This is a genomic window from Calothrix sp. NIES-2100 (assembly GCF_963875285.1).
Classification (GTDB): domain Bacteria; phylum Cyanobacteriota; class Cyanobacteriia; order Cyanobacteriales; family Nostocaceae; genus Aulosira.
The window spans coordinates 3,394,987-3,408,009 of the sequence record NZ_CAWNLA010000001.1 but is presented as its reverse complement, the minus strand read 5'-3'; the positions used below and the strand labels follow the sequence as shown (position 1 = coordinate 3,408,009).

The 13,023-nt window shown below is 41.1% G+C and carries 7 protein-coding genes; 3 read left to right on the top strand and 4 right to left on the bottom strand.

All coding sequences use genetic code 11. The annotated features are described in order from the left end of the window. Window positions 1-754: 754 nt before the first annotated feature. Together AACU32_RS14260 and AACU32_RS14255 are read left to right on the top strand one after the other, a co-directional pair. The gene (locus AACU32_RS14260) at window positions 755-2,956 is read left to right on the top strand and encodes a CHASE2 domain-containing protein (protein ID WP_096608010.1); all 2,202 of its coding nucleotides are present in this window, start codon (window positions 755-757) and stop codon (window positions 2,954-2,956) included. 107 nt (window positions 2,957-3,063) lie between these two features. After that, complete coding sequence (locus tag AACU32_RS14255) at window positions 3,064-4,233, top strand: PAS domain S-box protein (protein WP_096600475.1); 1,170 nt, start codon at window positions 3,064-3,066, stop codon at window positions 4,231-4,233. Between the two features lie 26 nt (window positions 4,234-4,259). Here AACU32_RS14255 and AACU32_RS14250 read toward each other — a convergent pair whose 3' ends face one another. The 4 genes from AACU32_RS14250 to AACU32_RS14235 form a co-directional block, all read right to left on the bottom strand. Continuing rightward, window positions 4,260-6,656 (bottom strand): single-stranded-DNA-specific exonuclease RecJ, encoded by a 2,397-nt coding sequence (locus AACU32_RS14250; RefSeq protein ID WP_096600473.1) that lies wholly within the window; start codon window positions 6,654-6,656, stop codon window positions 4,260-4,262. A 101-nt stretch (window positions 6,657-6,757) separates the two neighbouring features. Further along, window positions 6,758-7,402: a GNAT family N-acetyltransferase gene (locus tag AACU32_RS14245; RefSeq protein WP_096600471.1), complete on the bottom strand. Its 645-nt coding sequence runs from the start codon at window positions 7,400-7,402 to the stop codon at window positions 6,758-6,760. Window positions 7,403-7,519: 117 nt separating this feature from the next. Beyond that, complete coding sequence (locus tag AACU32_RS14240; protein ID WP_096600469.1) at window positions 7,520-8,347, bottom strand: PD-(D/E)XK nuclease family protein; 828 nt, start codon at window positions 8,345-8,347, stop codon at window positions 7,520-7,522. Window positions 8,348-8,445: 98 nt separating this feature from the next. Continuing rightward, window positions 8,446-8,628, bottom strand: a complete 183-nt coding sequence (locus tag AACU32_RS14235) for a hypothetical protein (RefSeq protein ID WP_096600467.1) — start codon at window positions 8,626-8,628, stop codon at window positions 8,446-8,448. A gap of 804 nt (window positions 8,629-9,432) precedes the next feature. On the opposite strand from AACU32_RS14235, the gene AACU32_RS14230 reads away from it, so the two are divergent. Next, entirely contained in the window at window positions 9,433-12,966 is a 3,534-nt protein-coding gene (locus AACU32_RS14230; protein WP_096600463.1) for an NB-ARC domain-containing protein, read from the top strand. Window positions 12,967-13,023 lie beyond the last annotated feature (57 nt).

Below are 13,023 nucleotides of genomic sequence, written 5' to 3'. Positions count from 1 at the left end.
CGCAAATAAACTTGTATATTTCGCGCTCAGGTTGTCAAAAGTCAAGAGTCCACAGTCAAAGGCTAGCTTGGACTTTGGAATGCGTGACCCTGGACAACCTACAAGCGAGAATATTTAATCTAGGCGCGCATCAGCTTACTGAGCGTCTTTAGTTGACAGCCTCAACGATAAATCGACGACAAGTAGCTTTAGTCTTGTGAGTCATGAGTAATATACAGCTATCAGATATTATTTTGTATATTATTTATAGTTAATAATTTTCGGCAATCATTTCGTCTATAGTTGTAATACCTGAATAATCAAAGATATTCAAAATTTAACATTAAATTTAATTTAAGTGAATTCACTAGAATAAATGACTATATTTGTATTTTTTTACTCATGTTACACAAAAATGCAAATAGTTAACACCAATCTTAGGCTTTTAAAACTACCCATATATATACTACTGTTCTAAGCAAACACTATTTATACTAAATTTGTGATGTGAGACACAAAGGTTCCAATTACCCTTTGATTGGTTAGTCACAAACCCCGTGAACTGAAAAACTTGACCCTTCGGCTTGTGAGAGGGTAAACAGTAAGCGAAGCTGAACTGTTGATTTTTTCGCCCACGGCGGCTTGTAGCAATTCTCACTTCATTTTTCATCCTTTATCCTTTCTAGAATTAATGTAGCTCACCTGTAAGCTATATTCACCGAGTAGTTAATTGCGATCGCAAATAAAAAGTATTTCTCCCCACTAGGTAATGGGAATGAGTAAGCAGCTAGGCAAGCGTCTTGTGAAGTTCATATCTGGACTGAGAAAACCGCTTGATCGAGGACATAGGGAATTAATCACCGCCTCCTGCGTTGCAGTCTGCATCTTGCTTGTACGCTCTCTGGGATTATTCCAATCTTTAGAATTGGCAGCTTTAGATCAATTGTTCCGTTTACGTCCATATGAGCCACCAGAAGAGCGGATTACTATTGTCGCGATTGATGAAGCTTCTTTACGCCAAGTAGGTTCTTGGCCGATTCCCGATCGTGTAATTGCCGAATTGTTACAAAAATTAAAAGCTGCTAATCCCCGTGCTATTGGTTTAGATATATACCGGGATTTGCCAGTGGAGACTGGTTATGAAAATTTGCTCAAAACTTATAAGTCGATGCCAAATTTGATCGGCATTGAACAACTAGCAAATAACAAAAATACCGGTGTTTTACCCTCACCAGTGTTGAATCAACTTAAGCAAGTTGGTTTTAATAATGTTGTATATGACGCTGATGGCAAAATACGTCGCAGTTTGTTGTATTGGCACATTAATAATCAGGCACACGAAAGTTTTGCTTTGAAGCTGGCTTTAGTGTATTTAAAAACATCTGGTATCACTCCACAAAGCGCAGCTACCAAAGCTGAGTATTTGCAGTTAGGTAAGGCAGTGTTTACTAGATTTCAGGCTAATGATGGTGGCTATGTCAGAGCTGATGCTCAAGGCTACCAAATTTTGTCCAACTTTCCCAAACCAAGATGTCCAGATTCATCGCCAGAATCCTGTAGCTACCGCCAAGTATTGATGAGGGATGTGTTAGCAGACAAAATACCAAAAGAATGGTTTAGCGATCGCATTGTACTCATTGGTTCCACTGCTCCCAGTCTCCAAGATTTTGTATTTGTACCGCAATCTAGCAGGATGATGGGTGCAGCACAACCGATCACCGGAATTGAACTGCAAGCCCATTTTATTCATGAGTTAATCGCCGCAGCTCTAGAAGGACGACCGTTACTAAAAGTCTGGCCAACCTTCTGGGAATACTTGTGGATTTTTGGTTGGTCTTATTTGGGTGCTGTAACTGCATGGCGTATCCGACACCCAACCAGAAGCTTGATCGTCATTGTAGTTTGTTGCTTGTTGTTAATGTTGTCCGCCTACCTGGCTTTTTTGTTTGGTTGGTGGATACCAATTGCGCCTTCATTGCTCACTTTTGGCAGTTCAGCTATTTGGATTACCCGTTCTCTTGCTTACATGCAAGAAGAGTTAAAACGCTCTAAAGAGTTTTTACATCAAGTTATTAATACAATTCCTGACCCGATTTTTGTCAAAAATGAAGAACATCAGTGGATTGTGTTAAATGAAGCCTATTGTAGATTGATTGGTTATCCCAATCAGTTGTTAACTGAAAAGTCAGACTATGACTTTTTCCCCAAACATGAAGCTGATGTATTTCGTCAACAAGATGAGATAGTTCTACAAACTCAACATACTCAAGAAAGTGAAGAAGAATTTACCGATGCTTATGGAGTGACACACTTAATTGCTACGAAGCGTTCATTTCATAAAGATGCTGCGGGAAATTACTTTTTAGTTGGGGTAATTCGAGATATTACTATGCGCAAGCAGAGAGAAGAACAACTCCAGCGTAAAGCTGACGAGTTATCCCGCTCTAACAATGAATTAAAACGTAAAGAAGACCATTTGCGTTATTTGGCATATCACGATCCTTTAACTGGTCTATCCAATCGTAAATTTTTCATGGAACAACTTCATGAATCTTTGGATTGGGCAGCAAATAATAATTTATTATTGGGGCTATTGTTTATTGATCTAGATGGCTTTAAACAAGTTAATGATACTTTAGGGCACGAGCTTGGCGATCGCCTGTTAGTCACAGTGGGACAAAGGTTAAGCAACTGCTTGCGCGGTAGTGATACAGTCTCTCGTTTGGGCGGCGATGAATTTACTGTCATTGTCAGAGCAATTCCCAACATCCAAGTAGCTGCTAAGGTGGCTGAAAAAATCTTAGGTACTATTACAGAGCCAATAGTTTTGGATGGATATACTACTACAGTATCTGCTAGTATTGGCATCAGTATCTACCCTCTTAACAGCTGCGACACTGATAGTTTAATTAAACACGCAGATACCGCTATGTACCGTGCTAAGAATCAGGGTAAAAATCGCTATGAGTTTGCTTGATTAAGTTTTATTGTAACTGGATATCCATTTCTTAAGGTGGAAGATTTTTACTACTACAAATAGTTACGTTGAATGATGAACCTCTGTAAAAAGGAAGAGAATATCGGATGAACCTTGAGCTATTTTTCCAACGCACAGAAGTGTTGCATAAGCGGTTAGCAGATTTATACCAAACTGCTACGGTACTGCCTTGGGTACCAGCAGATATGCTACCGCAAGCTTTTCAGGAACTCCATAATAGCTCAAAAACATTGCAGTTAGCAGTGGAGGAACTGTATCAGCAAAACGAGGAACTAATACAATCACAAAATTTTTTAGAAACAGAACGCCAACGCTATCAAGAGTTATTTGAATTGGCACCAGATGGCTATATAGTCACTAATGCTTCAGGTACGATCCATGAAGCTAACCAGATGGCTGCTAAGTTACTCAATGTTTCAAAACACTTTTTAGTGGGGAAGCCCATTACTAACTTTCTTCCCATAGAAGAACGTCAGCAAATTCGCACCGAAATCAACCGATTAGCGGAAGCAGACAGAAGCACAGAATTATTAGTACACTTGCAGCAACGTCATGGTGAATGTTTGAATGCAGCTTTAACTGTGGCAGCTGTTCGCAATCAGCAAGGTCAGGTAACATCTCTCAGGTGGTTAATTCGTAATATTGCTGAGCGTCAGCAATGGGAACTGCCTAAAAGTAAGAATGTCAGCAGCATAATCAGGGATCGTCGCCTGTATAAATATTCTAAAACAGAGAATATTTCTCTCAACCCTTTACAAATTTTATATGTTTCTCAAGGTTGGGTCAAACTTAGTACTTACTGTGAAACAGGTGAAGAAGTACTCATAGGTTTGGTAGGGCCAGGAATGATTTTTGGCTCTAGTATGACATCACTGAAGATTTACCAAGCGATCGCCCTAGGCGAGGTGGAGTTGGTATCAATTCATGTGTCAGAGATAGCGGCTTCTCCTAGCCTCAGCCATAACTTTTTACCGAAAATAAATCAACGTTTACAACAAACAGAATCTTTATTAGCTATTTCTGGAAAGCGACAAGTACAAGAGCGGTTGCAGTATTTGTTAGAATTTTTTAAACAAGAAATTGGTGAACCTGTACCAGGCGGAACCCGTCTAAGTATTCGCTTAACTCATGAAGATTTGGCTAGTGCTTGCTGTGCGAATAGGGTAACAATTACAAGATTTATGAGCAAGTTGAAACAACAAGGATTAATTACTTTTGATTCTCAGAAACATATGATTTTGAAAGATGTTAATTAATTGTAGAAATTATAACAATTCAGCTTTCATCCTTCATTCACCATTGCCACAATGGTAGAGAGGGGGACTTCAGCAAAATACTCTCGCTGAAATTGTTCTTCGCGCACAGCAGCTAAAAATTTGGCAATAGCAGCATCGACAAGTAGGGTTAATGTTTCCCCAGAAGAAGTATTTTTGGTTTCTTGGCTGATGTGCAAATAACGGTCTTGGCGTTGTACTGTGAATCCTAAATATTTTAAAGCTTTCAGTCCCACAAGTAAGGTTTGGTCGCCGATGCCCAGTTTTTCTAAAAGTTGGACGCGGGTAACTAGTTGATTAGTGCGACTGAGGTATTTGGCAATTCCGACTAAGGTAAGCCAAATTTGATTAGGTGGTTGTTGGTTGGGTTTAGTCCAAGCGATCGCCAGTTGTTGATGATTATAGAGCGAGCGTTTCCACCATGCGCGTAAATCATCCCAACTAGTAGGACATTCTGCCAAAATAACTGCTGTTTCTTTAGTGTTAAGTTCTGGGTGTTGTTGATGTCGCCAATCTAATATTAGTTCTGAGTGCTGAGTGGCGAGTACTGAGTTAGCACTAGGACGGACAGCAATTAATCTAATTTCATAACGTTTTTTAAAGGTGTTATAGTCCAATTCGGCTATACAATCACATCTACCTATGGGTAATTCATCTTTGTAGTGTCCCCACCAAATACCGGGAAAGGGATTTCTCGTGGAATCATCCCGGATATCAAACTCGGTTTTAATATACTGTACTTTTTTTCCTTGGGAATCTTGTTGATTGCGATGCCAAGAATTTTCAAACCAGCAATTTTGAATTAATAGCTTGGGGACAGGATTACCCATTCCACAAGGTTCTAATATTTTCAATTCTAAAAATAAATCTTTGCCTAAATCTGCTACTGTAACGGCGATATCTGCTTGCACTGTGGGCGTGAGAGTTTTACCACCCAAAGATTGGCGTAACCTTTGGTTAATTGCTTGTGTAAATAAGGGAATATTCTCCACTAACATACTCAACCCAGCCGCATAGGGATGTCCGCCAAAGCGATGTAACAAATGTGCTTGGTCTTTGACTAATTGGTATAAATCGACCGAATTGATGGAACGGGCAGAACCACGGGCGAGGGGGGGGGATGGGGGGACAAGGGGACGCGGTGACAGGGAGAAATTTTCATTCTCCGCGTCTCCCTCTCTTTGCGTCTCCGTGTCTGCTAAAATCGCGTCTTCTGTACTTAATAAAATCGTGGGGCGGCCTGTTTCCTGTGCTACTTGTCCAGCTACTAAGCCGAGTACGCCTACAGGCCATTGGGCATCTGCTAAGACGATCGCACTTGTGGTTGATAAATCTAATTGACTCAGCTTTTGTGCTACTTGCGTTTGCACGTCTTTCTGTAAAGACTTACGGCGGGCGTTGGCTAGTTCTGTGTCTTCTGCTAGTTCGTGACACCGTTTAATATCACGGCTTGTGAGTAATTCTACGCAAAATCTCGCATCGCCTTGGATACGGCTAACTGCATTGATGCGCGGCCCCAAACCAAAGGAAATATCTGTGGGGCGATCGCCACTTTTCTGACACAATTCTAATAATCTGCCCACACCCGGCCGTCGTCTGGCTGTGGGTGGTTGTTTAAAATCTTCTTGTAATCTTTGAATTCCCAATTGCGCTAAATAGCGACAATCTCCGCTTAACTGCACTAAGTCAGCAATTAGCCCTACCGCTACTAAATCCAATAAATCCGCTAAGGGCTGTTTTGGTACATGAGGCAGAGTTTGATAAAGTGCTTCTACCAATTTGTAAGCTACAGCTACCCCAGATAAATTAAATAGTGGATGTTCCTGGGGTAAATTGCGCGGATTGATAATTGCTGTCACTCGTGGACGTTCTGCTGGTAAAGTGTGATGATCTGTAACGATGACATCGATACCTAGCTTTTGGGCATAAATAATTTCATCAATATTAGTGCTGCCAGTATCGCAGGTGACAATTAAAGTACAACCTTGTTTTTCTAAGTTATCAATCCCGGAATTATTCAGTCCGTGAGATTCTTTGAGACGATTGGGAATGTAGTAACTTAACTGGGAGTTTTGCCCAAAAAATTGCCCCAAACCATCCCAAAGCACAGATGTAGAGGTAATTCCGTCAGCATCAAAGTCTCCCCAAATCGCAATTTTCTCGCTAGCATTACGTGCTAGTTGCAAACGGGCGACGGCTAAATGCATTTCTTCCCCAAATTCAAAGGGGCTGGCTGGTTGATAAGCTTTATAGTTGACAAAAGCATCTAACTGTGATTTTTCCTGAATACCCCGTTGCCATAATAACTGTGCTGCATAAAGTCCACTGGATGCAGGAGTATACTTTTTCACGGCTTGGATAAACCACTCTGGGGGTTGTTCAGTTGCGGCTAGAGTCCACTGCATTTTGATACAAGGGAGTGAGGGGCTAGGGGCTAGGGAAGGGGGGAGCAGGGGGGACAAGTGGGACAAGGGAAGGGGGACAAGGGGGAAAAATGCCCAATGCCCTATTCATCATTAATCATGAAATCTATTTGCGGTTCAGTTACTAAGGGATTGAGGACTACTTCGTTAGAAAATCCCTCAGGTTTACGGGTGCGAATTGCTGCCGGACGCGATCGCCTATAACCGGCTCTTTCAGCTTTTTGATGTTCATAATCAATCAGTCTGCCATAGTATGGGTGTTTACTAAGATTCATCGACAAGAAAATATGCTGACGGATATTGCCAAAACCTTTGCGGTTAAAAAACTTGACTGCTGGTGTGTTGGTGGGATCGGTATCTACTAGCATAAACCGCGCCCCATCTTCAATCATGCGGGCGACGACTTTATCAACTAATTTATCAGCAACTCCCCGCCGCTGAAACTGCGGATTAACTCCCAGCCAGAGGATGTATCCGTAAGTCCAAGAGGCTTTGGTAATAATCGTTCCTAAAATAAATCCTGCTAGTTCGCCATCAATTTCTGCAACCAAGCAGTATTCGGGATCTGTGTTGTAAAGTCCAATTACTTCCCATTCATCCCAAGTTCTATATAAATAAGGATATAACTCACTGGTAAATAGCTGTTCTCCTAAATGGTAAACATCGGCTATATCATCAATTCCTAATTCACGCACATAAACGGCGTCCATCTCATCAACGTTAGTCATAATAGTTAATAGTCATTTGTCATTTGTCATTTGTCATTTGTCATTTGTCAGAGTCAACATTCAACAGTCAACCGCGCTCTTCTTTAGCTTGTCGAAGTGTCAACCGTCAACATATCTTCACAGTGATACTTCAGTTATACTGGCAAGATCTGGTAGCAAGTGGCGTTCCCCGAATGGGTTGCCGTAGCCATCGCTTTTTTGTTCAGTTGCTTGTGTGCGATCGCAGCGAGTGGCAAATTGACAATAGTTGCAGGCTTTATTTCCTAGTGGTAGTTGGGGAAATTGCTGTTTTTGCTGGTAACTTTCTAAGCAATGAGTTAAATCGTTTAACAGTTCTTTGAGGTCGTTGGCTGTTCGCTGGTGTTGCGTGGTATTGTAATTAAATTTAATATTTTGCGGTTGTCCTTGAGATTGGACAAACCAATAAGTCATGGAAATATTTTCTGGTAAGTATTCGCTAGTTTCTGCCAAAACATAGAGATAAAGACGGGTTTGCCAGTTTTTTTCTAACTTACTTTTGTGTGGTGGTTGGGGATAAGTTTTCCAATCGAGAATTTGCGCTTTTTGCTGATCGGCAATTAATAAATCATAGACAACTGTAAGCAGATAGTTTTGCACTTGCAGGGTGCGGTAGTGTTCGCTTTCTCGGAAAGTTTGACTATCAGCCGCAGGTGCGAGAATTTCTGGTGCAGCATTGGCAAAAGCTGACATCCAGGTTTGCAGTTGGCTATCTGCTTGCAAAAAACTCTGAATTGGTAAACCCATTTCTCGCTGTTGCATCAGCAGGTGAAAGCGACTACCTAAAGTTTGCCGTTCTTCCTGTTCGGGATCTGAGGGAGAATTGAGGTTTTCTAAGTAGGTATGTTGAAACTGACGGGGACAACGTTCTAGTAAGTTCAGTTGTCCTTGGGAAATTCGTAATAGTTGAGTATTAGTTGACAGCATTCTTCTATTTTAGAAGCGATCGCAGCTATGCAACTCACTAAAAAAGGGTGTAGAGGCTAGCTTGTTCAACTATACTTTTGACACCCATATTACCTTGTTTACTGTTTGTCTTTCGGCTTTCGAGAACCAAAGCTGTAAACCATCGCTATTTTCACAATATCAAAATATGCTGCTTGATTGTCCTTGTTGACAACTGCTAAAGAGATAGATCCTGCAACTAAAATGATTAAAAGCGGTGAGAGTATTTCTTCTGGGGAGCCGTTGCTGTTGTTGTTTGGCATTATATAATCTCCTGGTGGAAAGCCTCTGGCTGAGTAGCAGTTAGCCAAAGGCAATTTGATTGAGCTTCGCCATGAATATTGAATTGGTTAACCCCAAGACTCAATCATCATGGCGATTGCAAACAGGCAAAATAGGAATACCCCGCTCCGGAGAAACCAAATCCATACACTTGCTGAGAGCAGTATCCCAACTATCGAGACTGCACCAAAAGCTTGCGACACAACACACGCTATGAAAAAGCCCAGTACAGTCAGCAGAAAATATTTAAGTCCTCTACAAGCCCATGTGAACAGCAAATTTTGATCTTCTTTAAAATTGCTTTTCATCGCTTTTGTCCTGTTTTGAGAGTTAAATTTAGACAGCGAGCGTTACCTCGACTCTGCTAAATAAGGAGCGAATGCTTTATGCTTTGCCCCTACCCAGTCAAGGCACGCAACAGTCCCACTTCTGAGTAGAGTTGGAATGCTCACAAGGGTGTGTTGGTATTTACAGATGGAAAATAAACTCCTATGAATTCGGGTAATGTTGAAATTGAATAAATACATTCACCCTTTATATGCAATCCCTACAAGCACGCAGGAATTGATCTAACTCACTTAGTTTCGTTTAATTAATTTAAATCTTAACTAAGTTACCCAAAAATGCGATTAGACATAATATAAAGTAACTTAGTTACTTAGTCAAGGCAGAGTCAGGTAAAATTACTGGGAATCTGTCTAAAGAGTTATCTCCTCCTAACTTGTGACCAATAAATATCTCACTTTGTGAGATAACATGAGGGATGTAGTCTTGCTAGGGTGAGTATGAATGTCATTCCCAAACCATTTCTTCTGGCTTTAGCTCAAGAGCGGTGCTTGTCTGAAAGCGAAATAGAGGTCTTATTATATGCAGTTGAGGACAAATCACCCAATGCGATCGCCCAAGAACTCCATATCAGCGCTGAGGCGGTACGCAAACGCTTAAGTGAAGTGTACAAAAAATTTAAAGTAAGTGGCACTGGTCCCGGTAAGCTCACTAAGTTACAACAGGTGATTGCAGATGAGTATCAAGCATCTTTATCTGTTGTCAAACCAAATTCTCATGTGAAACAAGATTGGGTTGGAGCGCCTAGTATCTACCTTTTCTACGGACGGGTTGATGAACTACGCCAACTTCAGGAGTGGATAGTCAAAGATAAATGTCGGCTAGTGGCAATTTTAGGCATGGGAGGTATAGGTAAAACCTCTTTGTCTGTCAAGTTAGCCACACAAGTGCAGGAGAATTTTGAGTATTTGATTTGGCGAAGTCTGCGAAATGCTCCACCCTTGAAGGAACTCTTGGCAAACTTGATTAACTTTATATCTAATCAGCAGAATATTAACTTACCAGAAAGCACAGACGAGAGATTAACGCAGCTAATAAATTATTTACGAAAACACCGTTGCCTTTTGGTATTAGATAATGCTGAGACAATTTTACAAGGAGGCGATCGCGCCGGATACTATAGACCAGGATATGAAGATTATGGTCAACTACTCAAGCGCATAGGAGAAGAACTGCATCAAAGCTGCTTGCTGCTGACTTCGCGGGAAAAACCGAAAGAGTTTGCACCGTTAGAGGGAGAAGTATCACCAGTTAGAACTATATCCTTAGTTGGTCTGGGAGAAAAAGAAGGGCAAGACATTCTTAAAGATAAAGGCTTGTGTGGGACAAATCAAGCATGGACAAAGCTAGTTGAGAATTATTCTGGTAATCCCTTGGCATTAAAGTTAGTTTCTGAACCAATTCGCGAGTTATTTGGTGGTGATATTGATGACTTTTTAGATGCAGGCGAGATAGTTTTTGGTGACACCCGTCATTTATTGGATCAGCAATTTGAGCGCACTTCAAAACTAGAAAAAGAAGTTATCTACTGGTTGGCAATTAAACGCGAGTTAGTTTCCTTAGAGGATTTGCTCAATGATATTGTGCATCCCTTCACAAAAAGGGAATTACTAGAATCTCTAGAATCTTTACGCAGGCGATCGCTCATTGAGAAAAGTGCAGGACTTTTCACTCTTCAGTCTGTGGTTATGGAGTATATCATAGACCGACTGATTGAACAGATTCCTCAAGAGGTTACTACAGGTAAAATTACACTATTTATGAGTCATGCGCTGATTGAAGCGACTGCTAAAGACAATGTCAGAGATATTCAAATTCGCCTCATTCTCAAACCAGTTATTGAAAGATTCTTAAATCTATTCAGAAGTCCCGAAACTATTACAGAAAAGCTAACTCAAATTTTACAGAACCTAAAAGATAAATCTGCCTTACAACCAGGATATGCAGCTGGTAACGTTATCAATCTACTTTGTCATCTCAAAGTTAATTTAAGTAACTATGACTTTTCTTATCTGTCCGTTTGGCAAGCTTATTTACAAGGCGTGAATTTGCATAATGTCAATTTTGCTTATTCAGACTTATCTAAATCTGTTTTTACTCAAAGTTTAGGACCTATTTTGTCAGTCGCATTGAGCCAGGATGGAAAACTCTGTGCTACTGGTGATGCCAACAATCTAATTAACGTATTTAAAGTTGCCGATGGTCAATTACTTTTCACTTTTGAAGGACACAATAAGTGGATCAGATCAGTTACCTTTAGCCCCGATGGTCGGCTATTGGCAAGTGGCAGTGATGACCAAACCGTAAGATTATGGGATGTCCACACTGGTAAATATATCAAAACTTTATCGGTTGATAGTAGTCGGGTTAGGTCTGTTGCCTTTAGCCCAGATAGTCAGCTACTGGCAAGTGGTAGTGATGACCAAATGGTGAAATTATGGAATGTGAATGATGGGACATGCATTTTGACCTTACCAAAGCATAGTGATTGGGTTTGGTCAGTTACCTTTAGTCCCGATGGCAAGTTGTTGGCCAGTGGCAGTGAAGACAAAACAATAAAGTTGTGGAATGTCAGCGATGGCACTTGTCTCAAAACCTTGCAAGAGCATACCTATCCCGTATGGTCAGTCGCCTTCAGTCCCGATGGCAAGTTGTTGACCAGTGGCAGTGAAGACAAAACAATAAAGTTGTGGAATGTCAGCGATGGCACTTGCCTCAAAACTTTACAGGGGCATACAAGTTGGGTATGGTCAGTTGCTTTTAGTCCCGATGGCAAGTTGTTGGCCAGTGGCAGTGACGATCAAACAGTGAAGTTGTGGAATGTCAGTGATGGCAATTGCCTCATAACCTTACAAGGGCACAGCAATTGTGTTAGATCAATTGCCTTTAGTTCGGATGGCAAGTTATTAGCAAGTGCTAGCGAAGACCAAACGGTCAAGTTATGGAATATCAGTGATGGTAATTGCCTGAAAACTTGGCAAGGATATATTAATTGGGCAAGGTCAGTAGCATTCAGTCCTGATGGTACAACTTTGGCAAGTACTATTGGGGACAAAACAGTAAAGTTATGGAATGTCCACACTCGTAAGAGCTTTCAAATTTTGCAAGGCCATACTAGTTGGGTTAGGTCAGTGGCATTTAGTCCTGATGGTTGCACCTTGGCAAGTGGCAGTGAAGATAAAACAGTAAAGTTGTGGAATGTCAGCGATGGTAATTGTATCAAAACTTTGAAGGGTCATGCCAGTTGGGTACAGTCAGTGGCATTCAGTTCTGATAGTAGAACCTTGGCAAGTAGTAGTGATGACAAAACTGTGAAATTATGGAATCAAGAAACAGGTACTTGTCTCAATACTTTCAAGGGTCATGACAATCGGGTACAGTCAATCGCTTTCAGCCCATATGGGAAATGCTTGGTGAGTGGTAGTGAAGACCAAACTGTAAAATTGTGGAATCTTCAAACTGGTGACTGCTTAAAAACTTTCTTAGGGCATACTGGCTGGGTAAGGTCAGTTGCTTTCAGTCCTGATGGAAAGTTATTAGCAAGTGGCAGTGAAGACAAAACTGTGAAATTGTGGGATGTTCAAACTGGCGAATGTCTCCACACTTTGACAGGACATACCAGTTGGGTCAGATCAGTTGCCTTCAGTTACGATGGCAACATACTCGCAAGTGGTGGTGATGACCAAACAGTGAGGTTGTGGGATGTCCACACTGGTAAACCCTTAAAAGTTTTAGCGGAACATAAAGATTGGGTATGCTCAGTTGTTTTCAGTCCTGATGGTTGTACCTTAGCCAGTGGGAGCCAAGATGAGACGATTAAACTTTGGGATGTGAACACAGGCGATTGTTTTGGGACTCTGACCGATGAAAAACCTTATAAAAAGATGAACATTACTGCGGTTACAGGGTTAACACCCGCGCAAGTAGCAACACTGAAAGCTTTAGGAGCCTTGGAAGAGCAACAGAAAAAATAAAAAATAAAAGGCAAAAGGATGAATTTTGTGATATTCATTCATCCCTTTGCCTTTTTA

Bases quoted from the DNA above. Each gene is read 5' to 3' on its own strand.
- AACU32_RS14240 (WP_096600469.1), bottom strand. From the start codon at position 8,347: ATGCTGTCAACTAATACTCAACTATTACGAATTTCCCAAGGACAACTG.
- AACU32_RS14260 (WP_096608010.1), top strand. From the start codon at position 755: ATGAGTAAGCAGCTAGGCAAGCGTCTTGTGAAGTTCATATCTGGACTG.
- AACU32_RS14250 (WP_096600473.1), bottom strand. From the start codon at position 6,656: ATGCAGTGGACTCTAGCCGCAACTGAACAACCCCCAGAGTGGTTTATC.
- AACU32_RS14230 (WP_096600463.1), top strand. From the start codon at position 9,433: ATGAATGTCATTCCCAAACCATTTCTTCTGGCTTTAGCTCAAGAGCGG.
- AACU32_RS14235 (WP_096600467.1), bottom strand. From the start codon at position 8,628: ATGCCAAACAACAACAGCAACGGCTCCCCAGAAGAAATACTCTCACCG.
- AACU32_RS14245 (WP_096600471.1), bottom strand. From the start codon at position 7,402: ATGACTAACGTTGATGAGATGGACGCCGTTTATGTGCGTGAATTAGGA.
- AACU32_RS14255 (WP_096600475.1), top strand. From the start codon at position 3,064: ATGAACCTTGAGCTATTTTTCCAACGCACAGAAGTGTTGCATAAGCGG.